At 46.1% G+C, this 24,457-nt stretch carries 31 protein-coding genes; 11 read left to right on the forward strand and 20 right to left on the reverse strand.

The features are described 5' to 3' along the window. The first annotated feature begins 24 nt into the window (after positions 1 to 24). Entirely contained in the window at positions 25 to 624 is a 600-nt protein-coding gene (locus H7708_RS09660) for a hypothetical protein (protein WP_223670573.1), read from the forward strand. A 3-nt stretch (positions 625 to 627) separates the two neighbouring features. On the opposite strand, the gene H7708_RS09665 is transcribed toward H7708_RS09660, so the two are convergent. The 11 genes from H7708_RS09665 to apaG all read right to left on the reverse strand — a co-directional run bounded on the left by H7708_RS09665 (position 628) and on the right by apaG (position 8,640). Further along, positions 628 to 1,011, reverse strand: a complete 384-nt coding sequence (locus H7708_RS09665; RefSeq protein ID WP_223670574.1) for a DUF2195 family protein — start codon at positions 1,009 to 1,011, stop codon at positions 628 to 630. 24 nt (positions 1,012 to 1,035) lie between these two features. Next, positions 1,036 to 1,722, reverse strand: a complete 687-nt coding sequence (gene trmH, locus H7708_RS09670) for a tRNA (guanosine(18)-2'-O)-methyltransferase TrmH (RefSeq protein ID WP_223670575.1) — start codon at positions 1,720 to 1,722, stop codon at positions 1,036 to 1,038. A 3-nt stretch (positions 1,723 to 1,725) separates the two neighbouring features. Next, the gene (locus tag H7708_RS09675; protein ID WP_223670576.1) at positions 1,726 to 2,112 is read right to left on the reverse strand and encodes a RidA family protein; all 387 of its coding nucleotides are present in this window, start codon (positions 2,110 to 2,112) and stop codon (positions 1,726 to 1,728) included. Then, positions 2,093 to 4,249, reverse strand: coding sequence for a bifunctional GTP diphosphokinase/guanosine-3',5'-bis pyrophosphate 3'-pyrophosphohydrolase (gene spoT / locus H7708_RS09680; protein WP_223670577.1), 2,157 nt, complete (start codon positions 4,247 to 4,249; stop codon positions 2,093 to 2,095). Before spoT ends, H7708_RS09675 begins: the two co-directional genes overlap by 20 nt. Before the next feature lie 23 nt (positions 4,250 to 4,272). After that, on the reverse strand, positions 4,273 to 4,521 hold the full coding sequence (gene rpoZ / locus H7708_RS09685) for a DNA-directed RNA polymerase subunit omega (RefSeq protein WP_223670578.1): 249 nt from the start codon (positions 4,519 to 4,521) through the stop codon (positions 4,273 to 4,275). Positions 4,522 to 4,601: 80 nt separating this feature from the next. Beyond that, a complete protein-coding gene (gene gmk, locus H7708_RS09690; RefSeq protein WP_223670579.1) occupies positions 4,602 to 5,234 on the reverse strand; it encodes a guanylate kinase in 633 nt (210 codons plus the stop codon). 25 nt (positions 5,235 to 5,259) lie between these two features. After that, a complete protein-coding gene (locus H7708_RS09695; RefSeq protein WP_223670580.1) occupies positions 5,260 to 6,126 on the reverse strand; it encodes a YicC/YloC family endoribonuclease in 867 nt (288 codons plus the stop codon). 238 nt (positions 6,127 to 6,364) lie between these two features. Continuing rightward, complete coding sequence (locus tag H7708_RS09700; RefSeq protein ID WP_223670581.1) at positions 6,365 to 6,715, reverse strand: hypothetical protein; 351 nt, start codon at positions 6,713 to 6,715, stop codon at positions 6,365 to 6,367. Next, the gene (locus H7708_RS09705; protein WP_223670582.1) at positions 6,712 to 7,350 is read right to left on the reverse strand and encodes a hypothetical protein; all 639 of its coding nucleotides are present in this window, start codon (positions 7,348 to 7,350) and stop codon (positions 6,712 to 6,714) included. The genes H7708_RS09700 and H7708_RS09705 overlap by 4 nt, the downstream gene beginning before the upstream one ends. Positions 7,351 to 7,437: 87 nt before the next feature. Beyond that, positions 7,438 to 8,259 carry a symmetrical bis(5'-nucleosyl)-tetraphosphatase gene (locus H7708_RS09710; RefSeq protein ID WP_223670583.1) on the reverse strand — a complete coding sequence of 274 codons (822 nt, stop codon included), beginning with the start codon at positions 8,257 to 8,259 and terminating at the stop codon, positions 7,438 to 7,440. Positions 8,260 to 8,262: 3 nt separating this feature from the next. Next, entirely contained in the window at positions 8,263 to 8,640 is a 378-nt protein-coding gene (apaG, locus tag H7708_RS09715) for a Co2+/Mg2+ efflux protein ApaG (protein ID WP_223670706.1), read from the reverse strand. Positions 8,641 to 8,767: 127 nt separating this feature from the next. Between apaG and H7708_RS09720 the strand changes: the two genes are divergently transcribed. The 4 genes from H7708_RS09720 to H7708_RS09735 all read left to right on the forward strand — a co-directional run bounded on the left by H7708_RS09720 (position 8,768) and on the right by H7708_RS09735 (position 11,076). After that, positions 8,768 to 9,562, forward strand: coding sequence for an SDR family oxidoreductase (locus tag H7708_RS09720; RefSeq protein WP_223670584.1), 795 nt, complete (start codon positions 8,768 to 8,770; stop codon positions 9,560 to 9,562). Positions 9,563 to 9,582: 20 nt separating this feature from the next. After that, positions 9,583 to 10,005, forward strand: a complete 423-nt coding sequence (locus H7708_RS09725) for an MAPEG family protein (RefSeq protein ID WP_223670585.1) — start codon at positions 9,583 to 9,585, stop codon at positions 10,003 to 10,005. 15 nt (positions 10,006 to 10,020) lie between these two features. Beyond that, entirely contained in the window at positions 10,021 to 10,503 is a 483-nt protein-coding gene (locus H7708_RS09730) for an FKBP-type peptidyl-prolyl cis-trans isomerase (RefSeq protein WP_223670586.1), read from the forward strand. Between the two features lie 156 nt (positions 10,504 to 10,659). Next, the gene (locus H7708_RS09735; protein ID WP_223670587.1) at positions 10,660 to 11,076 is read left to right on the forward strand and encodes an ArsI/CadI family heavy metal resistance metalloenzyme; all 417 of its coding nucleotides are present in this window, start codon (positions 10,660 to 10,662) and stop codon (positions 11,074 to 11,076) included. 14 nt (positions 11,077 to 11,090) lie between these two features. On the opposite strand, the gene H7708_RS09740 is transcribed toward H7708_RS09735, so the two are convergent. Both H7708_RS09740 and rph read right to left on the reverse strand, forming a co-directional pair. Continuing rightward, complete coding sequence (locus H7708_RS09740; protein WP_223670588.1) at positions 11,091 to 11,783, reverse strand: alpha/beta hydrolase family protein; 693 nt, start codon at positions 11,781 to 11,783, stop codon at positions 11,091 to 11,093. 78 nt (positions 11,784 to 11,861) lie between these two features. Beyond that, positions 11,862 to 12,578, reverse strand: a complete 717-nt coding sequence (rph, locus tag H7708_RS09745; protein ID WP_223670589.1) for a ribonuclease PH — start codon at positions 12,576 to 12,578, stop codon at positions 11,862 to 11,864. Between the two features lie 259 nt (positions 12,579 to 12,837). Here rph and H7708_RS09750 point away from each other — a divergent pair, with 259 nt between their 5' ends. Further along, on the forward strand, positions 12,838 to 13,710 hold the full coding sequence (locus tag H7708_RS09750) for a DUF4382 domain-containing protein (protein ID WP_223670590.1): 873 nt from the start codon (positions 12,838 to 12,840) through the stop codon (positions 13,708 to 13,710). A gap of 39 nt (positions 13,711 to 13,749) precedes the next feature. Here H7708_RS09750 and H7708_RS09755 read toward each other — a convergent pair whose 3' ends face one another. Together H7708_RS09755 and H7708_RS09760 are read right to left on the reverse strand one after the other, a co-directional pair. Continuing rightward, a complete protein-coding gene (locus tag H7708_RS09755; RefSeq protein ID WP_223670591.1) occupies positions 13,750 to 14,586 on the reverse strand; it encodes a hypothetical protein in 837 nt (278 codons plus the stop codon). Positions 14,587 to 14,649: 63 nt separating this feature from the next. After that, a complete protein-coding gene (locus H7708_RS09760; RefSeq protein WP_223670592.1) occupies positions 14,650 to 16,452 on the reverse strand; it encodes a choice-of-anchor B family protein in 1,803 nt (600 codons plus the stop codon). A gap of 129 nt (positions 16,453 to 16,581) precedes the next feature. On the opposite strand from H7708_RS09760, the gene H7708_RS09765 reads away from it, so the two are divergent. Continuing rightward, complete coding sequence (locus tag H7708_RS09765; protein WP_223670593.1) at positions 16,582 to 17,631, forward strand: alpha/beta fold hydrolase; 1,050 nt, start codon at positions 16,582 to 16,584, stop codon at positions 17,629 to 17,631. A gap of 8 nt (positions 17,632 to 17,639) precedes the next feature. Here the strand turns inward: H7708_RS09765 and H7708_RS09770 are convergent, their stop codons facing one another. From H7708_RS09770 to H7708_RS09780, 3 genes are all read right to left on the reverse strand, one after another. Next, positions 17,640 to 18,833, reverse strand: a complete 1,194-nt coding sequence (locus H7708_RS09770) for an NAD(P)-dependent malic enzyme (RefSeq protein WP_223670594.1) — start codon at positions 18,831 to 18,833, stop codon at positions 17,640 to 17,642. 193 nt (positions 18,834 to 19,026) lie between these two features. Next, entirely contained in the window at positions 19,027 to 19,605 is a 579-nt protein-coding gene (locus H7708_RS09775; protein ID WP_223670595.1) for an HvfX family Cu-binding RiPP maturation protein, read from the reverse strand. Between the two features lie 36 nt (positions 19,606 to 19,641). Beyond that, complete coding sequence (locus H7708_RS09780; RefSeq protein WP_223670596.1) at positions 19,642 to 21,144, reverse strand: FMN-binding glutamate synthase family protein; 1,503 nt, start codon at positions 21,142 to 21,144, stop codon at positions 19,642 to 19,644. Positions 21,145 to 21,306: 162 nt separating this feature from the next. Here H7708_RS09780 and H7708_RS09785 point away from each other — a divergent pair, with 162 nt between their 5' ends. Together H7708_RS09785 and H7708_RS09790 are read left to right on the forward strand one after the other, a co-directional pair. Further along, entirely contained in the window at positions 21,307 to 21,921 is a 615-nt protein-coding gene (locus H7708_RS09785) for an RNA polymerase sigma factor (RefSeq protein WP_223670597.1), read from the forward strand. Next, on the forward strand, positions 21,915 to 22,151 hold the full coding sequence (locus H7708_RS09790; RefSeq protein ID WP_223670598.1) for a zf-HC2 domain-containing protein: 237 nt from the start codon (positions 21,915 to 21,917) through the stop codon (positions 22,149 to 22,151). Before H7708_RS09785 ends, H7708_RS09790 begins: the two co-directional genes overlap by 7 nt. A gap of 30 nt (positions 22,152 to 22,181) precedes the next feature. Here H7708_RS09790 and H7708_RS09795 read toward each other — a convergent pair whose 3' ends face one another. After that, positions 22,182 to 22,496, reverse strand: coding sequence for an outer membrane protein assembly factor BamE (locus H7708_RS09795; protein WP_223670599.1), 315 nt, complete (start codon positions 22,494 to 22,496; stop codon positions 22,182 to 22,184). 130 nt (positions 22,497 to 22,626) lie between these two features. Here H7708_RS09795 and fur point away from each other — a divergent pair, with 130 nt between their 5' ends. Beyond that, positions 22,627 to 23,028, forward strand: a complete 402-nt coding sequence (fur, locus tag H7708_RS09800) for a ferric iron uptake transcriptional regulator (RefSeq protein ID WP_223670600.1) — start codon at positions 22,627 to 22,629, stop codon at positions 23,026 to 23,028. Between the two features lie 350 nt (positions 23,029 to 23,378). Then, the gene (locus H7708_RS09805; RefSeq protein WP_223670601.1) at positions 23,379 to 24,149 is read left to right on the forward strand and encodes a hypothetical protein; all 771 of its coding nucleotides are present in this window, start codon (positions 23,379 to 23,381) and stop codon (positions 24,147 to 24,149) included. A gap of 73 nt (positions 24,150 to 24,222) precedes the next feature. Here the strand turns inward: H7708_RS09805 and H7708_RS09810 are convergent, their stop codons facing one another. Next, positions 24,223 to 24,435, reverse strand: coding sequence for an RNA-binding S4 domain-containing protein (locus H7708_RS09810; protein WP_223670602.1), 213 nt, complete (start codon positions 24,433 to 24,435; stop codon positions 24,223 to 24,225). Between the last annotated feature and the right edge of the window lie 22 nt (positions 24,436 to 24,457).

Raw genomic sequence — 24,457 nt, forward strand, 5'->3', positions numbered from 1 at the left:
ACTGGTTAACAAAAAGGAATAGGTATGAAAAAAATCGTGGGATTACTGTTAGTCGTGTTACTACTAGTGGGATTAGCGAGGCTATTGATGAATGATGGAACTACCGAAGTACCGGCTAAGGATGCGACTAAAACTCCAGTCCGCGTTAAAGGCGAGATCACGATGGAGGCCATTAAAGAAGAGGAAAGAGCGGAAAAAGAAGCCGTGCAAATGAACATTGAAGAGAAGCAAATCGAAGACAAAATAGCTAGCTCTGAGCAGAATTCTGAGCAAAGCGGGCTTGATATTCATATTAGTGGCGAGGAGTTAGAAGTCTCCTATCAGTCAGAGTCAGTAGCAGATTACGGTTGGAAATCTTATTGGGAAAATGAGCTGTATATTCTACTGATGGATTCAACAAGAACCTATCCTTTTGTGGAACAGGATACCGTTTGTAAGAGTAAGACCTGTAAAATACAGGTAACCGTGGCAGCCGAGCAAAGGCAGTATCTGGTACAGGCTCTCGGCTCTCTGAATAAAGAGTTCGGTAAACGTAATATGTCTGTTGGGATAAAAAGCATTGATGTTAAGAATGGTGTGATTGATTTATTCGTGCAACCAGGCTCAATGCCTGATTCACTTTAAATGTTATTGAGGTTGGGAACAGGAGAAAGTGATTTCAACCTGTTTATCACGGAGCAGACTATCCGAATAAGGTAGGGGGATCGTTAATTCCTCATCATTTCTAAATTCCACTAATCCTGCCGTGAGTTCTTTATTGTGAGCTGATACCTTGTAGTGAGCGAGTGCCGACTTACAGCTACAGTGACCAATAACCTGCTGTGTTTTATAGTCGACACTCAGTAAAAGCTTGTCAGCCGTTCGTTGGATCGAGTGACGGGGGATAGAAACACACTCTTGCAAGTTATTATTGAAAGTAACGTTAATTTTATTCTGTAGATTCTGTTCCGCAACAAGCGTGCTGCTGCTGAGGCATGCGACAATAATTAACAGAGCTGATCTAACTAACATGACATTTCCTTGTATGGTTAAGTGCTATATATTCCTTCTTAGCTCATCCCAATCTGGATCGTCGATATCCCCTTCGTCGTTGAGTTTGGGGTAACGAATTTGATGTTTGTCGCAGTACTTTTTTACACTGGGGTGTAGTGCATTAAACAGAATGAAATCGACTTCCTCCTGCGGCACTTTGAGTTCGCCATACATGCCTGCTTCATCGCGTTGGCGCTGGGCTTCGTAAAGAATTAATGCCGTAGCAACAGACACATTAAGTGACTGAACCATTCCGACCATGGGAATAATGACGTGTTCATCAGCAAGCTCCGCAGCTTCATCTGAAACACCGACGAGCTCGGAACCAACAAGCAGACAGGTGGGTTTGGTATAATCTATACTTCTGAAATCAACAGCCTTGTCGGAAAAATGTGCTGCCAAGACTTGCATACCTTGGGACTTAATTTGTTCGATACCTGTCCTAAGGTCAGGGTGCTTGTGCGTAGTGACCCATCGTTTGCTACCACTCGAAGTGTGATGACCAGAATATCGAACCTCTGGAGGGAAAACGGCATGAACATGGCCAATGCCCACTGCATCAGACGTCCTTACAATCGCTGCCAGGTTATGAGGTTTGTGGACCTCATCCATAAAAACCGTCAGATCGGGCTGACGGTTGGAAAGAAGCTCGATAATCTTCTGATATCGAGTCGGACTACGCTGTTGCAATGACTAGCCCTCATCCAAGGTCATGATGGCATCCATTTCGATATCAGCGCCTTTCGGTAGTTCTTTAACGCCGATAGCCGCTCGAGCAGGGTAAGGCTGACTAAAGTACTGCGACATGATGTCATTCACGGTGGCAAAGTGAGACAGGTCAAGCATGAAAATATTAAGCTTGGAGATTTCATCTAATGAACCGCCCGCCGCTTCGCATACTGCGCTGAGGTTTTTGAATACCTGATGCACCTGTTCTTCAAAAGGCTCAACCAGCTCCATAGTCTCAGGAACTAGTGGAATCTGTCCGGATAAGTAAACCACATTGCCAGCTTTCACTGCTTGTGAATAGGTGCCGATGGCGGCAGGCGCTTTATCAGTATTAATGACTTTCTTCGTCACGTTTCTGTCCTTTCGGTTGAATATCGGGGTAACGATACACTTTGTTAACAAAAGGTATCACACGCAATTTTTTGATGATGGAAGCGAGGTGGACACGATTTCTGACGCCCATGAGGAAGGTGATAATATTGACGTCACCATCCAGTTCATTGATATCGATGTTGATGATATTCCCATCCTGGTTGGCGATAATGTTGGTCACCTGGGCCAGTACACCACGCTGGTTAAAAACGTGCAGCCTTAACTCGGTATTAAACTCGCCTTCGAGTTCTTCCGACCATTGTACGGGGACATAGTGGTCATTGTGTTTGTGTGCTCGTTGAATGTTCGGGCAGTTCTCACGGTGGACGTTAAAGCCACGACCGGGACTGACGTAGGCCATAATCGGATCGTCAGGGATAGGGCGGCAACATTTAGCATACTTGATGACCAGGCCTTCCGTACCTTTAATGGCTAAAGGTGAGCGCTCTTCGGCTGATTCTACTTTCTTGCTGACTTCTTTGAGCTCTTTTTCATCGCTGGTTAAACGGTGAGCGACCAAGGCACTGGCAATTTTACCTAACCCGATGTTCGCCAATAGATCATCTAGACTCTTGTAACGCGTCACTTCGGTGATTTGTTGCAGTTGCTCTTCACTAAATTCATCCAAAGACTGTTTCAGAGACTGCTCTAGCAGGCGTCGTCCAAGATGCACCGCTTCATCGTGACGCATATTCTTTACGAAGTTGCGGATATTGGTACGGGCTTTGCCCGTCACGGCGTAGCTGAGCCAGGCCGGATTAGGACGAGAGCCTGGCGCAGTAATAACTTCGACTGTTCGACCATTGACCAGAGGAGTACTTAATGGCGAGAACTGTTTATCGATCTTACAGGCGATACAGGTATTGCCGATATCGGTATGAATCGCATAGGCAAAGTCGACCGGTGTGGCGCCTTTAGGCAGCTCTATAATTTTTCCTTTCGGGGTAAAAACATAGACTTCGTCAGGGTAGAGATCGATTTTAACGTTTTCGATAAACTCGATGGAGTCGCCAACATTTTGCTGAAGCTCGATCAGGCTTTGTAGCCATTCTCGGGCTTTCGTTTCTGCAGGGTGGTGTGAGTTGCCAGTTTTATACAACCAGTGGGCCGCCACACCATGTTCCGCCATCTGATCCATTAACTCGGTACGAATTTGCACTTCGATATGCATGCCCGACTTACTTCGCAGCACCGTATGCAACGATTGGTAGCCATTGGCTTTGGGGATCGCGATATAGTCTTTAAAGCGTCCTGGAATCGGTTTAAATAAATTATGGATCTGGCCTAATACGCGGTAGCAGGAATCTTCCATGTCGGTGATGACACGGAAAGCATAAATATCCATAACTTCATTAAAGGTGCCCACTTTATCGCGCATCTTCTTATAAATGCTGTAGACACTCTTTTCGCGGCCAATCACCTGACATTTTAATCCGGTATCTTTGAGGCGATCTCTCAGTTGCTTGGTAATACGTTCGACCACTTCTTTGCGGTGTCCGCGAACTTTCTTAACTGAATGTTGAAGAATGCGATAACGTAAAGGGTAGAGATTGGCGAAGCCAAGTAGCTCCAGCTGCTCTTTAATGCGATGAATACCCAGGCGGTTAGCAATCGGCGCATAAATCTCGAGTGTTTCTCGCGCGATGCGGCGACGTTTATCGGGCCGCAGTGCGCCGAGGGTTTGCATGTTGTGTAATCTGTCGGCGAGCTTGATGAGAATAACGCGAATATCCTGCGTCATCGCCATCATCATTTTTCGGAAGTTTTCGGCCTGCGCCTCTTCTTTTGACTGGAAATCAATCTGGGTCAGTTTACTGACGCCTTCCACCAAATCGGCAACGGTTTCACCGAACTCTTCGGTTAGATCCTGTTTAGTGACATCACAGTCTTCAATCACATCATGCATCAGCGCGGCCATAATGGTCTGGTGATCGAGCTTCAGCTCGGCCAGAATATTGGCGGCGGCGACTGGATGGGTGATGTAAGGATCGCCGCTGGAGCGCATCTGTCCATTATGCGCACATTCAGCGACTTTATACGCACGCTCAGCATCCGCGACCTGTGGAGGTTCTAGATAGGTTTCAAGAACGTTTTTAAGATCTGCAAAATAAGGCATGCGCGTTTCTGTCTAAAAGGTTATTAGAATAATACTGGGCGAGCTTCCTGTTCTTGCTCCGCCGCGCGTTCGTCAGCTGCGACTGTTTCCGCGGTGGTTAAACCTTCTTCGATTTCGCGTAAAGCGACGACTGTTGGTTTGTCATTATCCCATTCAACTTTTGGATCATGCGTACCATCAGCAATTTGGCGTGCACGCTTTGCTGCTAGCATGATTAAATCAAAACGGTTACCAACTACTTCTACTGCGTCTTGTACTGTTACTCGTGCCATAACTTACCTCTTACTACCTTGCGGAGAATCCGCTTTAACAATCTTCTATAACACCGTTAAAAACAGTGTATCCAAAAAAACTAACCTAATAAATCTTTAATCAACGCCGACTGGCGGATTTTCTGGCTTGGCAGGCGTAGACGGCGTGCTGTGAATATCGCCGAAAGTTCCTGGCAGGCCAGCTCAAAGTCATCGTTAATGACTAAGTAATCGTATTCGTCGTAATGTATAATCTCACGATTGGCCTCTGCCATGCGTGATTGAATCACTTCGTCGCTGTCCTGCCCACGGCCCCTGAGTCGGTTTAATAGCTCTTCTTGCGACGGTGGCAAAATAAAAATACTGCGGCATTCAGGCATTAACAGACGAACCTGGCGCGCACCTTGCCAATCAATTTCAAGAATAACATCGTTGCCTTGCTCGAGTTGCTCCTCAAGCCACACCCGACTGGTACCATAATAATTTCCAAACACTTCAGCATGTTCCAAAAAGCTTTCTTTATCAAGCATTTGTTGGAACTCATCCACTGTCACGAAGTGGTAATCCACACCATTGGTCTCGCTAGGACGTTGCTGACGCGTGGTGTGTGATATGGACAATTTCAACTCTGGCATTTGTGCCAAGACCGCTTTCAATAAGCTGGTCTTGCCTGCACCCGAAGGCGCTGAAACCACGTATAACGTACCTTTTGCCGTGTTTTGAGACTGCGTCATAGTATTAACTTTGGGTTAATTCGTATTATTCAATGTTTTGTACTTGTTCGCGCATTTGCTCAATCAATACCTTAATCTCAACCGCGCTGTTGGTGATAGCGGCATTAATTGATTTCGAGCCAAGCGTATTGGCTTCACGGTTAAACTCCTGCATCAAGAAGTCTAAACGGCGTCCTACCGGACCTTTATCTTTTAACAGGCGCAAACACTCGGTAACGTGCGTATTCAGGCGATCCAGCTCTTCCGCCACATCCAGTTTTTGCGCTAAAAATACCATTTCCTGTTCCAGACGTTCTGGTTCCAACTCGACCTTGGCCTCTTCGAAGCGGTTGGTGATGCGCTCACGTTGCCACTGCATCACTTCTGGCATCTGTTCTTCAACTTTGCCAACCTCGGCTGAAATACCCTTTAGACGTTGCTCAATTATGTCGGTTAAGGCTTCACCTTCCCGCTGACGTACTTCAATCAGCTGATCAACGGCCTGGGAAAAGGCCTGTTTGACGTCCTTTTCCATGGTGTCAGTGTCGGCTTCTTCCTGTTGCAGTAACCCTGGCCAGCGCATCATCTGTACCAGATCCGGCGACTGATTGTCCTGCGCCAGAACCTGTAATTCTTCATGGGCCGTTAATAGCTGCTGGGCCATGTCTTGGTCCAGTTTCATGCGGCCTGCATGCTTTGGATTCATCTCAATACGTAGGGTGCAATCGAGCTTGCCTCGGTTGAGTCTTTTACGCAGGAGATTTCGTAACTCAAATTCAAGATGGCGGAATGACTCCGGCATTCTGAAGTTAGGTTCCAGAAAGCGCTGGTTAACAGACTTAATTTCCCAAGTAACGTTGCCCCATTCGGCAGCAAATTGCTGGCGAGCGAAAGCGGTCATGCTTTTTAACATACGAGAGTGTGCTCCAAAATGCTTCTATCCAGCGGGTTTTAGACGAATTTAGTACCCACAACGCAGAAAATCGACACCGAAAGCCTTTAATTGTACCGATATTTGCAGGCATTGGCGATAGTTTAATCAGTACAAATTGTAGAATCAGTGGGTAATGATGGGGAGTGGGGGAAGAGAAGTAAGGAAAGGCAGCTTGTTTCTGCTAAGTGAGCTGCCTTTAATTTGTCAAATCAAGAGGTTATTCGCGAAACAATACAAAAGCGTTGTTAATATCCTGAGGGGCCCAGGTAAAACTCTTCTCCTCGCCGTCGAAGGAGAAAATAATCTCGGCTTTCTCTACTTCTTCCAGCTTCTGAATCTCCTGCAGGCTCTGTTTGGTTCCGTTATCGAAGGTATTAACCTCAATAGTCACCCGGTGCTCGCCTATAAAGTCGGAAATGGCTTTAAGTGCCTGTGCTTCCTGTTCAGCGGTTTCGCTGTTTTTTACTTCTAAAAGAAGCTTATCTAATGAGTTCATTGTGCTGCTGCCTTGCTTACATGACGTTAAAATGAATAGGGTAATGACAAGTAAATAGGATAGTTTTTTCATTGTATGCCTTGCTCCTTCAGGGTGTTGTTTAACCATTTCATATAGGGAGCGTTATGCCGTGGAAGAATAGTTGCACCGCTGTTCATGATTGAGCGGTAGTCTTTATTATGCGGGTTGTCATCTAAGTATTCATCTTTTAGGCCCAGCATATGGCCAAACTCATGATCGGCGCCTTTTTGCGAATGATTAGCATGCTTACGGGTGAGCTTGAGATCCAGGCTATCCAGTTTGACGTTACCGGTTCTCGGATTAACATAACTGCGCGCGAAACTCTTAACCTTCTCAACGGTAATTTCCCAATGATCAAACATGAAACCATCGATTTGTGTTTCGAAGCGGAATTCAATGGAAATGCGTTTTTTAGACTTCTTCAGAGTTTTTAGCAACCTGCCACCCCACATGGACTTTATGGATGACTTCCACTGGTTGATGAACTGGTTTTTTTCCTGTGCCTGCCATTTGCCACCGTTCCCTTCTTCAAAGAAAAACTGAACTCTCATGAAAACGATAAGTTTATAATGGCCCGTTTGTGTTTCCACAAAATATAAATCGAAAGCATCATTGATGGCGAGGGGGCCGGCCTTTACGTCTTTTTCAAATGCTATAAGCTTCTCATCTGGTTTGAGTACAGTCATTCTAATTCCCTTATAGATAAATCCAAGATTTCTGAGTCTAGCACATTGCTGAACTAATACAAGTCATCTTACCAGCGTGAAAAAATGTTATGCCCACCGGCGTAAGGCTTTGACATGGAAGCGCTTTTGATCTTCAAGTCGCAGGGCTGTGAGTTTATTGCCCCAGACACAGCCGGTATCGATGGCATAGATGTTTTTCGCTTTGGCTTTTCCTTCGAGTGCAGCCCAGTGACCAAAGACGACCCGGGCTTCCAGACCGATATTACTGAGTTCGAACCAGGGGCTTAAGCCTTTGGCCTGTTTGCCGGGTGTGGATTTGCTCTTGAAGTCGAGGCTACCGTGCTGGTGACAGAATCGCATCCGGGTCAGGGCGTTGGTGATAAAACGTAACCGATCGATACCCTGCAATTTTTTATTCCAATGATCCGGCTTATTGCCATACATGTGCTTGAAAAAGTGGGTAGCGCTATCTTTATCAGCTAATACCTCTTCCAACTCATAAGCACAGGCCAGAGTTTGATCCAGATTCCATTCCGGCGGCACCCCGGCATGTGTCATCAGGAAGTCGAGCGATTTGTCATAAACCGCCAACGACTGTTTGCGCAGCCACTCCATCAGTTGCTGGCAGTTGCTGGCCTTCAGGACTCGATTGAGATCGTCTTTTTTAGGCAATTTGGACTGATTGTAGTAGGTCGCCAGCAGGTGGAGATCGTGATTACCCAGCACAACTTCAATAAGATCCTGGTGCTCATAGGCATAGTTCAGGACCTCGAGTGACTTGGGACCACGGCTGACGAGATCGCCGGCTAGCCACAATCGGTCGTTTGCTGGATTAAATTGGACTTTTGACAATAACAAACGAAATTCATCATAACAGCCTTGAATGTCGCCGATTGCATAGGTCGCCATGAACTAGTGCAGGACTCCTGGCGCCGTTAAACTGAACACTGGGATCGGTGCCTCGAATTCAGCACCGTTCTGTCCAACCATATGGTAATTACCTTCCATAGTGCCGATAGGTGTGGCTATCACGGCACCGCTGGAATACTGGTAGCTTTTACCCGGTTCGATAAAGGGTTGCTCGCCAATCACGCCCTGCCCCTGAACTTCCGTCACTTCGCCATTAGCATCAGTAATAACCCAGTGTCTGGAATCGAGTTTAGCACCGAGATCACCAGTGTTCTCTATGGTAATGGTATAGGCAAAAACGTAACGCTCGTTCTCGGGTTCCGACTGTTCTTCGATGTATTCTGTTTTAACGCTGATTTGAAACTGATATTCTTCAGACATAAAAATAAAAGGCTTATCGTTGTTAAGTTGACGCAAGGTTTACCAAGCATTGTCTAATGTAACTGTGTATGGCGCAAGCCTGTGGTAGTATTTAGCTACATTTAGTTCGGATCATGGTGTAGAAATAATGACATCGAGTCAATCAATGCCTTCAGTGAAAACCATTATGGTCACTGGAGCAAGTTCTGGGTTTGGGTTAGAAACGGCACGACGCTTTGCTGAAAAAGGACATAAAGTGATCGTCGCTGCGCGTCGTAAAGAGCGTTTAGAGGGACTGAAGAAAACTCTGGAAGAGCAGTTTGGGCAAGGGAAAATTCATGTGCTGCCATTGGATGTGACCTCTGAGAAACAAATCGATACGTTGTTCAGCGAGCTGCCAGAAGCGTTTTCCAAAATAGACATTCTGGTGAATAATGCTGGGTTGGCGCTGGGTTTAGAGCCAGCACACGAGGCGAATCTTGAAGACTGGCATCGCATGGTCGATACCAATATTAAAGGTCTATATTTGATGACACGTAAGCTATTACCTGGAATGGTGGAGCGTCGCTGTGGCCATATTATTAATATCGGTTCGATTGCAGGCAATTATGCTTACCCGGGCGGCAATGCCTACGGTGCTACTAAGGCGTTTGTGAAACAGTTTACGCGTAACCTGCGTGCTGATCTGTTGGGAACTCAAATTCGTGTCACTAATATCGAGCCAGGTCTGGCGGAGACTGAATTTTCGCTGGTGCGTTTTGGTGGAGATAAGGAAAAAGCGGATCAGGTTTATAGAGACACAGCACCATTAACGGCAGAAGATATTGCAGAGGCAGTGTTATGGGCTGCTGAGCAGCCACAGCACGTTAATGTCAATTCGATTGAACTGATGCCGACCTCACAGGCCTGGGCTGCCCTGGCGGTAGACAAAGTTCAAGGTTGAGCACATTTTAAGGAGACTTTATGCCATTCCAACCTATTTTAATTCCCGTTTTCGTCATGGTGCTGCTGACATTCTCGGTAGCTATCGTGATGGCTCGACGCCGCTTTCGTTTCTACCGTGAGCAGCGGCTGCATCCGCAGAAAACGGCTTCTCGCCAGGACATGAACCGATTGATGGAAGACAATCGTGCCCCCGATCATTTTATGAATTTGTTCGAGATGCCGGTTTTGTTCTATTTGGCGGTGGTGATTGCGATGCTAACGAATAGCACTTCGTATTGGTTGCTGGGGCTGTCTTGGCTCTATGTTTTATGTAGAATTGCGCACGCTTACATTCATTGTACCTATAACAATGTGTTCCATCGCTTTAAGGCGTTTATTTCAAGCTATTTTGTTTTGTTGGTACTGTGGGTTGTTCTCATCGTTGATATTGTATTTATTTAATTAGACAGAAGTTACATGAAGATTGAAAAGAATAGTGTTGTTGAGCTGGATTATAAGCTGATGGATTTAGAGGGGAATATCTGGGAAAGCTCGGATGAGGGCGGTCCCTGGGTGTACCTGCATGGACACGGCGAAGTAATGCCGGGCCTGGAAAACGAGCTGCTTGGCAAAGCCATCGGGCAAAAAGTCAAAGTTGAGTTTGGCCCGGAAGAAGCTTATGGTCCATATGAAGAAGAGCTTAAAACGGAAGTGCCGAGAGAAGCTTTTGCTGAGGTCAAAAATCTGACTGAAGGAATGCGTCTGGCGGCGGAAAGCAGCGATGGGGTGCATGCCGTGATGGTGCGAGAAATTCGCGATGATGTGGTGGTGATTGATGCTAATCATCCTCTGGCGGGACAGGCCGTTAAGGTCGAAGTGAAGGTGTTATCGGTACGCCCAGGCACAGAAGATGAAATTGCTCACGGGCATGTTCATCAAGACGGAACCTGCGGGCATTAATTTCTAACCTTTCTCAAGTCTCAGGCAATCATGGGCTCGTTATTGGTTGCCTGATTTAATCCAATAATATATTACTGCGGTACTTGACCATTTCTTCAGCTTAGATTACTTTATATATGGATATTCGAATATAGTTATTTATTGAGGAGTAAGACCATGAAACGGATACATCTGCATTTAACGGTGAGTGACTTAGAGAGCAGCACGCAGTTTTATTCAACATTATTTGGACAGACACCAACGGTTGCGAAAGAGGATTATATTAAGTGGAGTTTGGATGAACCGAGTGTAAACTTTGCAATATCAAACCGATCAACGAACATTGGTTTAGATCACCTTGGAGTGGAGGTTGATTCGACCGATGCATTATTGGTATTTAAAGATGCTGCTGAAAGCAGTAAGCAGCCTGTTAAAGACGATCTGGGGGCATCTTGCTGTTATGCGCAGTCGAATAAATTCTGGGTTAAGGATCCTGATAATATTTCGTGGGAGCTGTTTCACAGCTTAAAAGAGATACCGACCTATGCTCAGGACTCGTTCTCAGGGGAGCGGCCCAGTAAAAGCTGCTGTTAATAGGTTTTGGTTTGTTAAGCCTGCTCTTGACCAATTAACGTGCGGTAGATTTTCTCCACCAGCGCAGCGGATTCATGAGGTTTGGTGTAGAGCAGAAAGTGGCTACCTTCCATTGGGTATTTTCTGGCACCGGGGTAGAGCTGAGCTATACTGTCTTTAGCGCGTTGATTTAAGACTTTATCGTTGCTGGCTTCAACATAAGCCACCGGAATATCTGGCTGCCCAGGAAAAGCATCAAGCTGCTTTAACGCTTGAGCTCTTTGTTGCAAAACAGGGTGAGGGATGTCCTCGATAACTTTTCTGACGTGCTTTACCTGCTCTGGCGATGCATCATTATTGAGGTATCGTGCTGCCAGCTGCTTTTCGGCTAAAGGTAACTTAAAGACGCTTTTTGCGGTCAGTAATTTCGGCACATCCAGCAGAAGTTTGTTCGGTGGCGCTAGTAAGCTGACAAAGAAAATAATACCTTTTAAAGGTATCTCGCTGTTAGCTGCCAGGTAGGGGGCTATCGAGCCAGCAAACGATTCGACCAGCAAAATAAAGGGCTCTTGTGGGAGTTGTGGTGCGATCTTGTTGGCTATCGTTTTATGATCTTGAGGGCAGCCCTCTGGCAACGGAATGAATTGTGTATCGATGGAAAGTTGCTCGAGAAACTCAATGCAGAATTGATCGTTACCGTTCAGTCCGGGGATGACAACAAGCTTCAAGTGCAACTCCTCTGTCTTAGCCAAGCAGTATAGACGCTAATGGTGCCACCCTGGTGACACCACTGAGTGCTGCTTGAATCAGCTAGCAATCGCTTTGTTCTGGATATCGAAAATTTCTCGAATACCCTGCTTTCCAAGCTCAAGCATCTGCATCAGTTCGTCACCGCTGAAGGTTTCACCTTCGGCAGTACCCTGAATTTCGATAAAACCACCGTTTTCATCCATCACCAGATTCATATCAGTTTCAGCGCTGGAGTCTTCGTCGTAGTCCAGATCAAGTACTGGCGTTCCCTGATAGATCCCGACCGATACAGAGCCAATCATATGCTTCAGGGGATTGGTTTTGATCACGCCTCTTTGGCGCATGCTGAATAGAGCATCATGTAAGGCAACAGTAGCACCACTGATCGAAGCTGTGCGGGTACCGCCATCGGCCTGGATAACATCACAGTCCAGATAAATGGTGTGCTCTCCCAATTGTTTCAAATCAACCGCAGCTCTTAGCGAGCGACCTATCAGACGTTGAATTTCAAGAGTACGCCCACCTTGCTTACCGCGTGATGCTTCACGATCCATACGGCTGTGAGTCGAGCGTGGCAGCATGCCGTACTCTGCGGTTAACCAACCCTGGCCTTTGCCTTTAAGGAAACGAGGAACATTATCCACTACGCTGGCATTACACAGAACTTTAGTTTCGCCAAACTCAATAAGGACTGAGCCTTCGGCATGTTTGGTGTAATTGCGTGTGATGGTGATAGGGCGTAATTGATTACTGCTTCGTCCGCTAGGTCGCATAAACACTCCCGGTGCTGCTGATAGAAAAAACGTTGAGCAAATTATACGGAAACTTGAGTAGTATTCCTATGAAAGCTTGGTAACCGACTGTAATTAATTGAAAACGGATGTGAAATAATTATAAAAAAGGTGGTTTTGTGAAAAGGATCGAATTTTGCAGGAAAAAAAGTGGAACCGTGTTGGAATAAAAGCACAACGTGAAACGTCGGCTTGATATCTATGATATTTTTTATAATAACTTGAACCATCTGGAGGCAAAATGAAAACTATTTTGAAAACGAGCCTGATTGTAGCTGGCGTAGCTTTTGCTTTAACTGCGTGTAAGGACGATGATCCTGATACCGGCACATTGTCTGTGGCTATTACTGACGCACCTGTAGATAATGCAGAGGCTGTGGTTGTTCAGTTCACAGGTATTGAAATTCAGGGTGTTGGCGGCCGTCAAAGTTTTGATTTTGATACGGCGCAAACCATTGACCTGTTACAGCTTACAGGCGATGAGTCGTTAGAGTTGCTGCCAGAAACTGAACTGGATGCTGGTGAATATCAGTGGATGCGTTTAAAAGTGAATGCTGAGCGTGGTGTTACCGATTCTTATATTGATATTGATGGCGCCCGTTATTCGTTATTTGTTCCAAGCGGTAGTCAGACGGGTTTGAAACTTAACCGTCCGTTTGTCATTGCCGCTGGTGGTCAAACTGATTTCACCATTGATTTTGATTTACGCAAATCGGTACATGAACCACAGGATGCAGCACAGGATTACTACCTTCGTCCGTCATTGCGAATTGTTGATAACCTGGAAGTCGGTCATATCGCCGGTATGATTGATCCCAACCTTATCAATGCGGAAGGCTGCACTGATTCAAGCGCCGTTTATCTGTTTGAAGGCGCTGACGTAGCTGCTGACGACGTCGATGCAGTAGAGCCGGAGCCAATCACGACAGGTCTGGTTGAAGTGGATAATAACGGCGACTATGTGTATGAGATTGGTTTTGTTGTGGCTGGTGATTATACGCTTGGCTTTACTTGTGAAGCGGCGAACGACGATCCGGAAACTGATGACGTAATTAACTTTGCGACTCAGAATGTGACAGTGATTGCTAATGATACGGTGATTGCCGATTTCTAATTAGCAAGTCAACATATAGACATAGTACTGAAAGGCACTCTACACAGGGTGCCTTTTTTTGATCGTGCTTTTAGCGATTTTCACCATGAGCCATAAAAAGAATAAAGGAAACAGAATGGTTTGCACGACAAAGATAGTGATAAGCTCTATTACGCTTTGACTGGCTTGCTCCGCAGCTTCCTGATAGGCGGCAATTTGCTTTTTTACATCCAACTGGCTGGCGGCATCATTAAACCAGCGCTTGGTCTTTTCCAACGCTGACAGCTCTTCTTCAAGCTGCTGTTCCTCAGGGGTATTCTGGCGGATGTTATTCTCTGTTTGCTCCAACCCCTGACTGGCCTGTTGATAATTGTCTTTGAGGAATGCCTGGTAGAGGCCTTCCGAGGTGAGAGCCATCACCGGTACCGCAAAACGAACCAGTATGAGAAAAGCAGCTAGCTTGAGCGTTAATGCATGAGTTTTGCGTTGTTTGTATTGGCAGTAGAGCAAATAAACGGCGGTGGCAGCCCAGAATATGATCAGGGCATAATTAAACAATGGCCAGGCTCCGAGAGTCAGCAACAGTTTTTGCACACCGATGGCGCTGGCCACCACCAGCATCACTACTGAAAAACGTTCGATAAGGTCGTTGATCGGATCCAGTATTTCACCTGGCGAGAGTGTTAAGCCGACCCCAGCAGGTTGCATCGCTATTTCGGCTTCTTGTGCAACTGAGATTAAGCCATTGAGTCCTCGTGCAACGGCAAAAGCAACCAAGCTTCGTTGCAGGACTTTGTCAGTATATTGCTCGCCATGAAAATCCAATGCCTTACTGCCAGCGAGTAAACTGGCAATAACTAAGGAGAGGATGACAAGCCATGTATTAATCGTTTTCATAATAAACGCGTGCCTATATTTAAACGCCCTGTACGTTCCTCAGGGCGTTTTGATATGGGAAACTTAGTATTGTTGGCGGCGATGTGCTAGAGCTGCTAACAGTAGAAGCGTTAGCAGTGGTATCGAGCCGCCACCACCACTGTCATCTGTGTCAGTCGGTTGAGTGGAGGGGGGAGGTGGGTCCGACGCTACTGGACCGTCATCACCAATGTTACTGTTATCTTTCAATACAAATAAACCATTAGTGATATCACTCACCAAAATGTTGCCGCTTGGGAGATAAGGGAAGGTTCCCCAGGCACCATCAAATTGCGGGTCATTGGCTTCAGGGATCGGGTACGTATCGAAAAAACCGATTTCTTTTGGTGTAGCTGGACTAGAGACATCGAGTACCGTTAAGCCGCGCTTATAGTTAGACATATAGTATTTGTCGCCGAGGGTAAAGCCGTTATGGTCGATCGCCGGCGTTTGTCCAACGTATGAGCCGACGATCTGTGGCGATGTCAGATCACTGATGTCCATCACATACAGCGTGGTATTAACGTTTAAACTCCGCTCGTCCAGCTCATCCTGAATAAAAACATATTTTTTATCTTCTGAGTACCAGCCGGAATGGGTATAGCTGGCACCGTCGTAGGGAGTACTGCTGATCCTGACTGGCACTGCCTTATCGGTGGTATCCCAGATATCGACGGTATTTTCGTTGAAGTCAATAAACAGCTCACAGGGGTTATGTCCATCGGCGCATTGCTCAGTGCGGCTGTCGTTAATAATCATATTGGTGGCATCATGCACATAGCCGGTAGAATCCGGAGTGGTCACAAGGCTAGGATTTTCTGGATCAACCAGATCAAAGACGCGGTAAGAGCCGTTACCTAAGTTGGAGCCTGCGATATATAGATACGGCTCGTGTCCACTTAAGGCGGTGCCGTTCGTGTAGTCGATATTGCCGAGGTAAACGTTATGCGCGGTCTGGAACACATCAATGGTATTGACTAGCTCAACCGAATTGGGAGCGCTACTGAGATCGATAATTTGAAGACCGCCCTGACCTTCGGTGGTGACATAGGCATAGGCCTTGTATTGACCGCTGCTGTCATCGAGGTACTGGTAAACTTTGACATCGCGCCAGGTACTGTTGACTCCCGTTACCGTATCTACCTCAACTGGATTTTGTGGGTCGGTGACGTCGATAACCGTTGTGCCATTGTAAATTGCCATCACTGCGTATTCACGATCAGTGTTTAAATCAACATAGCCCCAGATGTCACTGGCACTACTTGGACTACTACTGAGCTGGTTGAGAGAGAATTGCGATAAGAGATCAATCTGGTAGCAGGGAAACTCATCGGCCTGACCGTCATTACAGTTAATACTCGCTTTGTTAGACGAGCTTACCTTCTGGTAGCGATTCAATAAGTCAAGGTATTCGGGCTTTTGGCGAAACTCTTGATTCCCTTTCTGATCACGTAGCAGGTGAAACCCTTTTTGAGTTAATGTTTCGCGGTATTCTGCTGGTAGCCCGACAATGGTTGTGACATGCTTTTCTGGTGACTGCTTATCGTAATTATCTTCGGTGGAAAAGCCGCCCTTGACCGCTACCATGTCATTTAACAGATAAAAGATATCCATTTCCTTGGCGTAGTAAGTTCCAGCGGCTACATAGATTTTATCACCCTTGCTGGACAGGTTAACGGCATAACTGATGGAGGCGCAGGGAATGGTTGCTTGGGAACAGTTTCCTTGATCAACACCATCCTCAGCGACATAACGGATTGGGTGAGCACCGCTGTGGGCCTCAGATGAAGAGGGTAGCAGCAGGGAAGTGACTAAAATAGCCAGGCCATAAGTAATGCTTTTTGACATTGTTGACTCCAGTAAGGATTATTTTTTCAGCCTATACCAATAAAATAGTGATTTCCATGAAAAATATCTGTTCAAAAGTCTACAAAGTGCTTATTTTATGAACGAAGTAAAAGGTTAAGGTGCTGACTCATGATGAGATTTTTGTATGTACTACTGGTGTTGATTGGGGCGGATCTGGTTCTAGTGCGGGCAACTGCAGCAGAGCATATGCCGGCGATAGCCAAAGAAAGTCGGTTAGTTAAGATTGATGAACATCGCTTACATGTGCGCGAACTGGGAGTTGCTGGTGAGTCGCCAACATTGGTTTTGCTGTCGGGTCCCACAGACAACTGGCACAGTGACTCGGCGTGGTGGGTGTTGGCGCAGAATTATTTGTCGCAGTCCTTCCACACCCTGTTAATTGATCGCGCAGGGCAGGGCTGGTCCGATGCGATTAAAGAACCATCCTACCGTCAGTTTGCCAAAGATTTAAGAAGCCTGCTGAGTGATGAGCGGTTTGTTGCTTCTGGCTCTGAGCTGCTGCTTGTCGCTTTCGCCAGCTCGAATCTTTCGGTCAATGTATTATTACAGGATGCTGATATCCTGAGGAGAGTCGCGGGCGTCGTTTTAATCGACCCGGATGTATTGAAAACTCACTCAATACAGCACTACACCAGCGAAACAGAAAAGTATAAAGCGCAGTGGAAAGAGTTAGAGGCTTATATTCGTTCTGGAAAATATGATGAGCGAATTAAACAAAAAATAACCGATGAGCGAGAGCATTTACAGCAAATAGTGCCTGCAAGGCTTAAGCCTCTGATGGACTGGCACTACTATGATGCGATTGAAATGATCCGTCAGACTCGTGCCTACCAGGTGAATAAGTTTTTAGAAATGACCGCTTACCTTGAAGATCTGGAACTGGCGCGCCAGCAGCCAATACCAGCTAATATGCCATTGGTGATTATTGATACTGACTTTGAAGCTGCTTATTTAAAACAAATAGAAGATGAAGCAATTAAACGGTCGATTGCCAGGTGGAGAAAAGAGGGTGTTGAGTGGTATTTTGAGTTAGCAGAAAACAGCGAATGTGGTGCTTACTGGCCAGTGGATACAGAGGAGCATTTATTAATGATGACACAACCTGAACTAATTGAGCAGGCCATTGATAAGATTCTGGCCTGCTCTAAAACTCGTTGAACGCCGGATTAAAGTGGACGCTGTACGTTATCTTTAATCGCCTGCTCTCGCACCGCTTCGGCAACTTTTTGTGCTACATTTCGGTTAAGAGGATCCGGCAGGACGTGATCCGCCGATACATGATTCACAGCATTGGCCAGTGCGTGGGCCGCAGCAATTTTCATGCCTTCGGTAATGCGGGTCGCGCGGGCTTCCAGTGCACCGCGGAAAATCCCCGGGAATGCCAGCACGTTGTTGACCTGATTCGGGAAGTCGCTTCGTCCCGTACCAACCACTGAGGCACCTGCTTTTTTTGCTTCATCCGGCATAATTTCGGGGATCGGATTGGCCATCGCCAAAATGATGGGATCATCGTTCATCAGCTTAATGTCATCGCCGGTTAATAAATTACCCTTAGATACGCCAATGAAAACATCTGCTTCACGCAGCGCGTCTTTTAAATCACCATTACGATTGTGGCGATTGGTGTAGGCCAGAATCTTCTTCTTTTCATGATTGAGATTATCACGATCCGGAGAAATGATCCCTCGAGAGTCACAGACCAGAACATCTTCCACCGGAATACAGGCGGCTTGATCGTGACCAACGCAGCGTAGTAATTTTGCAATAGCAGTACCAGCAGCACCAGCGCCATTAATCACGACTTTCAGTTGTTCAATATCTTTTCCCGTAACTTTGCAGGCATTGATCAAGGCTGCCAGTAAGACAATTGCCGTACCGTGCTGATCGTCATGGAATACGGGGATACCGATATCCTGTAATGCCTCTTCAATTTCAAAGCACTTTGGCGCTGCGATATCTTCAAGGTTGATGCCGCCAAAGGTTGGTGCGATAGTTTTGACGGTGGTGACGATTTCTTCGACCGACTCAGCATCAATTACCAACGGTACGCCATCGATATCGGCGAATTCTTTGAATAGAATCGCCTTCCCTTCCATCACTGGTAATGCCGCTTCCGGACCAATATTGCCCAGACCTAATACTGCCGAACCATCAGAGACAATCGCCACCGAGTTACCTTTCATGGTGTAAAGGTAGCTGGAGTTTTTATCTTTGGCGATATGGTTAGAGACGGCTGCTACGCCGGGCGTATAGGCGACTGAAAGATCATCACGGTTTTGCAGAGGAACTTTACTCTTAATTCCCCATTTGCCGCGAAGGTATTTATGGATATCTAAAGATTTTTTGAAAAATTCACTCATGATTTTTGTGTTCGGGGGTTTGTGCGACCTAATGATACCCTTATTGTATGCTATTTGTGGTCGGATTAGCACCGTAAAACCAGACTATTTGGCAAAAAATAGCCCGCGGTTGCCATAGATGGCGGAAGAGCCAAAACGAGAAGTAGTTTGGGCTCTAAGCTGGCCATTAATGCAGTTTTAAACAGCAAAGCGATTACTTGTTTGCTGGAAAGGCTTTGTTGAGCCAATAATCGACTGAAAAGTAGCGTCCGCCGCCAGTGAAAAATAGTGAGGCTAACATGATGAAGTAGGTGGCTGCGAATTCAATACCATTCTGCAGAATAGCAAAGTTGCCTTTTGCCGTTAGCCAGTCATAGTGCCCATGCTCCTGTAAGATGCTGCGTGCCATGCCGAGCCGTTCAGCTACTTCAGGATCTGAAGATTGAGCGATAGCGTACCAGCCGTTGTCCCAATGTACCGAAAGAGCAGCGACAATCATGGTAATCATTAGCGGGATCGCGGCCCAACGGGTCGCAAAACCCACCAGAATAAATATACCGCCTACGGTTTCGGCACTGGCGGCTAAGAAGGTCATAACATCAGGGAGTGGGAATCCCATACTGGCGAACCAGTCAGAGGTACTGGAAAAGTTAGCAAACTTTCGCGTTCCGGCTTCGTAGAAAGGGAAGAACAGTAAGACTCGAAATAATAAGGGCGGAATACCATCCAAGTGTTTTAGGTACTGACAAACCGCACACTGAAACTGGTGATATTTGGTAACCATGCTACTCATATAAAACTCCTGTTGTGTGGTATTCCGCTTGCCCAATTAGAGTTGCTTGGTCGGAATACTGTTTTCTTGATAAGGGTGTATCTTATCTAAAGGAGTCGATAACCCTGTTTCTGTTACAATTCTGACATGGTGTCGTTTTAAGGCTCGTGGCTCGGCTACCCCACAAGAGTGGGCGATCATGCCGACGGCTTTAACCATATTTTTATGATAATGATAAACGCGTTCAGCTTTGTCCGGGACGACCAGACCTTTCTGTAAGTCCTTGTCGTGAGTCGTGACGCCGGTGGGACAGGTATTTTTATTGCATTGCAAAGCCTGAATACAACCCAATGCAAACATAAAACCGCGTGCTGACAACGCGAAGTCGGCTCCCATGGCAAGCGCCCAGGCGACGCCTGACGGATTAATCATTTTGCCCGAACATACAACTTTTATGCGGTCACGCAGACCTTGCTTCTGTAATACATTCAGTACCATTGGCAAGCTTTCTTGAATGGTGAGGCCAACATAATCGAATAGCGGCTGTGGTGCGGCACCTGAACCGCCATCGGCGCTATCAATCGTGATAAAGTCTGGCGCTGATTCGACACCGCGCTGATGAATTTCCTCACATAGTTGATAAAGAAAAGTGTCGTTACCAATAACGGTTTTAAAGCCAACCGGTTTACCGCTGACCTCTCGAATGTGGTTGATCATGTCCAGCAGATCGCCGACATTTTTAATTTCAGGGTGTCCGTTGGGGCTGATAGAAGCTTCGCCAGACGGAATGCCACGGATGCTTGCAATTTCTTCGGTAACTTTGCGGCCGGGTAAGATGCCGCCTTTTCCGGGTTTGGCGCCTTGGGCCAGTTTCAGTTCGATCATTTTGACCTGTTGGTGTGAGCTGACCTCCTTTAATTTCTGGTCGTTTAAGCTACCATCAGCATTACGTACACCGTATTTTGCGGTGCCGATTTGGAAGACGACATCACCACCACCCGCCAGATGGTAGGGCGACAAACCGCCTTCGCCCGTATTAATCCAGCAACCGGCTTTACCCGCGCCTCTGGCCAGAGCTTCGACAGCTACCTTCGATAGTGCGCCATAGCTCATGCCAGAAATATTGAAAAAGCTCTTCGCCAGATAAGGCGTGCGGCAGTAAGGGCCAACCAATATTGGCTGTGATTCAACGGCATCTTTTTCCAGCGTCGGAAACTGATCGTTAAGGAACATGACTGTTCCCGTCGGAGACAGGCTGCGGGTCGAGCCAAATGCCAGAGTTCGACTAACATTTTTAGCGGCACGATAAACCCAGCTGCGCTCGGCACGGTTAAAAGGCATCTCCTCGCGGTCGAGCGTGAAAAAATATTGGCGGAAAAATTCGCCCAAATGTTCAAACCAGTAACGAAAGTGCCCAATGACCGGGAAGTTACGGCGTATGGCATGTTTTTTCTGTGTCCGGTCAATAATATAAACGACCGCGATAGCAATCAGCAGCAGCGTCAAGCTGAGTACAAAAATAAGCCCTATCCAGTTGAGTACGGTTTTAGCAAATGCCATAAAGCCAGCTTCCATGGAGTCCTACCTCGTTTACAATTCTATAAAGACATATCAGTAATAATAGCGCTACACTAAATGGAAAAGTGATTTCAACTATTGCTGTGTTAAGATTAATCGAGATTTTGCTAACAAGTCAAAACAAACCTGGGATTGGGGACGAACATGAAAGATGAATCTCTACCACCGGAAACTGAGCTGGTAGAGCGCTTAAGGAATAATGATGTGGCATTATTTGAGCGCGTTGTGAAAACGTATCACTCATCAATGTACGCAGTGGCACATGCCATTGCCGGTCCCGCTATTGCCGATGAAGTGTTGCAGGAGGCCTGGATCTCGGCGATCAATGCGCTTGATAAATTTGAAGGACGCTCAGCATTGAAGTCATGGTTGATTCGTATTGTGGCTAATGAAGCGAAAACCCGCTTGCGAAAAGAATCACGCTCGATATCATTGGACACCGTTGATGAGCACTGGGCGACGGATAGTCGTTTTACGCCTAATGGTCACTGGGTAGAAAGCAATCCGGGATGGGATATGTCGTCACCGGATGAATTGTTAGCGGCTGATGAGCTACAGGACTGTGTTAAAAAGCACATGAACAAACTACCGGAGAATCAGCAGCAGATATTAAATTTACGCGACGTTGGCGGGCTCGAAATGGAGGCGATATGTAACATTCTCGGTGTTACAGCATCCAATGCCCGAGTGTTACTGCATCGAGCGAGAGATAAAATGCAGCAAGTCGTAGCAAGATTTCAGAGGACCGGCAAATGTTAAGTTGTAAGCAGATCGTTGAGCATGGCTCAGACTATATTGAAAAAGACATGGGCTTCTGGCGTAAAGTTGAAATGAAGCTTCATTTAATGATCTGTGTGCATTGTCGCCGATACGTTAGACAGCTTAAGCGCACGATCAATATGCTATCTAGAGGGCGTTATTATGCCCCGAGCGAAGAACAGGTGGAGCAGCTAAAACAACAATATCAAGAAGTGAATGGAAAGAGGTAAGTCGCCTCAGAAGCTGAGGCGAGACACTGCTTAAGATTCTTTTTCTGGTTTGATTGTACCTTCCATGCGTTCCAGCTTATCATCGACAAAATGTAGGATGAGGCGTTTTGAACGTGACTCACCACGGGATGGCTTCATATAGTATAAGTAGTACCAGGTACTATCATCCAAATTTGTGTTTAAGGCAGGCTTACCTAGAACGTAGGCAATCTGTGCCTTAGTCATTCCAGGTTCAATCTTATTGACCTCTTCCTGCTGCAAAATATTCCCTTGCTGGATGGAAGGGGTGTAAATACAAGCTGTCATCGCAAGCGTGGACAGCAAAATAACAAAAAGTTGTTTCATGAGTTACCTAATATCTCTTAAAGTTTTTAGTGGTTTTAGTCGTCTAAATTTAACTTTCTAATGTACTTTATATACAATCTGGGCACTAGTATAATCATTTTGTCGCGCAAATCTATCGGAGGATGCATTTTTGGACAGTCAGCAGCTTAAAAAAGCCGGTCTTAAAGTTACTCTACCCAGAGTTAAGATTTTACAAATATTAGAAAGTTCCAAGGAACGTCATCTAAGTGCAGAAGACGTATACAAAATGCTGTTGGATGCCGGTGATGATGTGGGTTTGGCGACAGTTTATCGTGTACTCACCCAGTTTGAGTCCGCTGGGTTAATTGCTCGTCATAACTTTGAAGGTGGCCACTCTGTCTTTGAGTTGGATGATGGTGAGCACCACGACCATATGGTTAACGTTGAAGACGGCTCTGTGGTTGAGTTTGTGAATGAGGAAATTGAACGTTTACAACATGTTATCGCGGAAGAGCATGGCTATGAGATTGTCGATCATAGTCTGGTGCTTTACGTAAAGCCGAAGAAATAACTCTGAAACGTTTTGAGTGCGATTGCTTTGGCTGAAGAAAGCTTCAGGGCAATCGCTCGCCACAACGTCTGATTCATAACAACCGCGTCATAGTGCATTCTCAGCGTTGCCTGCATTTTTTCGACTGTAACTGCCTGTTTTATTTACTTCCTTGGGCTGCTCTTATCAATAAGCTGATGCGGTAGTAGCCCCTCTCATGAGTCTCAGATTACCGATGTAAAAAATACTGACTGTTTAAATATTGTACAGCGAGGCGTATACTCTTTTACCCTTGGAAGTCCCTATTGACTTCTGTTAGAGCTTGCGTTTGTTCTGGGTTCTTGACCCGCGTTAACAAAAAGGAGTTAGTAATGTACAAGCGTATCAGACAACAATGCCTTCTGTTGGCATCAATCTCTCTCGTTTTCTTATTTTCCCCGTTGGCCTTTGCGGCGGAAGAAAAGCCCGCAGCCATGGCTGAAATGTGGCACTTCAAAATTGATCCTAAAGATGGCGGTGCATTTGAGAAAGCGTTTAAAGAGCACGTTCAGTTTCGAAAAGCCAATGGCGATACTCGTAACTGGTGGGTGTATACACCTCATACCGGGGTCATAGGACGTGATTATTATGTCCGTCATTGCTGCTTTAAATGGCCGCAACATCAAAAGTACCAAGAAATGGAGGGCATGGATAAGTTAACCGAAAACTGGTTTGCAGGTCCTGCGAAATATGTCAAAAAGACCAGGCACTTTTATTCCTGGGTTGATCGTGAAAACAACTACTGGCCAGACGGTACCAAAAGCAATCTGTTAAGGTTGGTTCATTATAAAGTCAAGGTGGGGGCGGATATTGGCCCTGTCGTCAAAGAAATTTCCGATCTGGCCAAAGCGATTGACTGGAAGCGTGCCTGGGGTTGGAGTTATGAGCGCGATATGGATGGGGTTTATCTGACTTTAGCGATACCCAGCGCCGACTTTTCTGGCTTCGTGCCGCCTAGTCCGAATTTTGAGGAAGCGGCAGCTAAAGAGATTGGTGAAGATGAAGTGAAAGACTTGTTTAATCGGTTTGACGACATGGTCGAAAGTCGACACTTTAGAGTTATGCGGCTAAGACCTGAGTTGTCGTTAATGCATGAACAATAAGTATCGTGATAATGCTTATATCAGCGCGGTAACGTGCCGCGCTGACATTTTAGCTGGAAACTTATGTCTGATATCAGCTTAAAATGACTTCAAACTTTTGATCCATAAACTCAATGGTGTCTCCAGAAACGATCTTTTTGCGCTTTTGGGTCTCAACTGCACCGTTTACCTTAACCATACCTTGGCTAATCACCATTTTGGCCTCACCGCCACTGGGCACAATGCCTTCAAATTTAAGGATCTTGAATAGTTCGACAGGTTCTCTATTAATAATGATTGTGTTCATTGATGACCTTGTAATTATATTG

This window comes from Kangiella shandongensis (assembly GCF_020005365.1).
Taxonomy (GTDB): Bacteria; Pseudomonadota; Gammaproteobacteria; order Enterobacterales; family Kangiellaceae; genus Kangiella; species Kangiella shandongensis.

Coding starts and splice junctions, on each gene's coding strand:
- H7708_RS09660 (WP_223670573.1), top strand. CDS start 25: ATGAAAAAAATCGTGGGATTACTGTTAGTCGTGTTACTACTAGTGGGA.
- H7708_RS09665 (WP_223670574.1), bottom strand. CDS start 1,011: ATGTTAGTTAGATCAGCTCTGTTAATTATTGTCGCATGCCTCAGCAGC.
- spoT (WP_223670577.1), bottom strand. CDS start 4,249: ATGCCTTATTTTGCAGATCTTAAAAACGTTCTTGAAACCTATCTAGAA.
- rpoZ (WP_223670578.1), bottom strand. CDS start 4,521: ATGGCACGAGTAACAGTACAAGACGCAGTAGAAGTAGTTGGTAACCGT.
- gmk (WP_223670579.1), bottom strand. CDS start 5,234: ATGACGCAGTCTCAAAACACGGCAAAAGGTACGTTATACGTGGTTTCA.
- H7708_RS09695 (WP_223670580.1), bottom strand. CDS start 6,126: ATGTTAAAAAGCATGACCGCTTTCGCTCGCCAGCAATTTGCTGCCGAA.
- H7708_RS09700 (WP_223670581.1), bottom strand. CDS start 6,715: ATGAAAAAACTATCCTATTTACTTGTCATTACCCTATTCATTTTAACG.
- H7708_RS09705 (WP_223670582.1), bottom strand. CDS start 7,350: ATGACTGTACTCAAACCAGATGAGAAGCTTATAGCATTTGAAAAAGAC.
- H7708_RS09710 (WP_223670583.1), bottom strand. CDS start 8,259: ATGGCGACCTATGCAATCGGCGACATTCAAGGCTGTTATGATGAATTT.
- apaG (WP_223670706.1), bottom strand. CDS start 8,640: ATGTCTGAAGAATATCAGTTTCAAATCAGCGTTAAAACAGAATACATC.
- H7708_RS09720 (WP_223670584.1), top strand. CDS start 8,768: ATGACATCGAGTCAATCAATGCCTTCAGTGAAAACCATTATGGTCACT.
- H7708_RS09725 (WP_223670585.1), top strand. CDS start 9,583: ATGCCATTCCAACCTATTTTAATTCCCGTTTTCGTCATGGTGCTGCTG.
- H7708_RS09730 (WP_223670586.1), top strand. CDS start 10,021: ATGAAGATTGAAAAGAATAGTGTTGTTGAGCTGGATTATAAGCTGATG.
- H7708_RS09735 (WP_223670587.1), top strand. CDS start 10,660: ATGAAACGGATACATCTGCATTTAACGGTGAGTGACTTAGAGAGCAGC.
- rph (WP_223670589.1), bottom strand. CDS start 12,578: ATGCGACCTAGCGGACGAAGCAGTAATCAATTACGCCCTATCACCATC.
- H7708_RS09750 (WP_223670590.1), top strand. CDS start 12,838: ATGAAAACTATTTTGAAAACGAGCCTGATTGTAGCTGGCGTAGCTTTT.
- H7708_RS09755 (WP_223670591.1), bottom strand. CDS start 14,586: ATGAAAACGATTAATACATGGCTTGTCATCCTCTCCTTAGTTATTGCC.
- H7708_RS09760 (WP_223670592.1), bottom strand. CDS start 16,452: ATGTCAAAAAGCATTACTTATGGCCTGGCTATTTTAGTCACTTCCCTG.
- H7708_RS09765 (WP_223670593.1), top strand. CDS start 16,582: ATGATGAGATTTTTGTATGTACTACTGGTGTTGATTGGGGCGGATCTG.
- H7708_RS09770 (WP_223670594.1), bottom strand. CDS start 18,833: ATGAGTGAATTTTTCAAAAAATCTTTAGATATCCATAAATACCTTCGC.
- H7708_RS09775 (WP_223670595.1), bottom strand. CDS start 19,605: ATGAGTAGCATGGTTACCAAATATCACCAGTTTCAGTGTGCGGTTTGT.
- H7708_RS09780 (WP_223670596.1), bottom strand. CDS start 21,144: ATGGCATTTGCTAAAACCGTACTCAACTGGATAGGGCTTATTTTTGTA.
- H7708_RS09785 (WP_223670597.1), top strand. CDS start 21,307: ATGAAAGATGAATCTCTACCACCGGAAACTGAGCTGGTAGAGCGCTTA.
- H7708_RS09790 (WP_223670598.1), top strand. CDS start 21,915: ATGTTAAGTTGTAAGCAGATCGTTGAGCATGGCTCAGACTATATTGAA.
- H7708_RS09795 (WP_223670599.1), bottom strand. CDS start 22,496: ATGAAACAACTTTTTGTTATTTTGCTGTCCACGCTTGCGATGACAGCT.
- H7708_RS09805 (WP_223670601.1), top strand. CDS start 23,379: ATGTACAAGCGTATCAGACAACAATGCCTTCTGTTGGCATCAATCTCT.
- H7708_RS09810 (WP_223670602.1), bottom strand. CDS start 24,435: ATGAACACAATCATTATTAATAGAGAACCTGTCGAACTATTCAAGATC.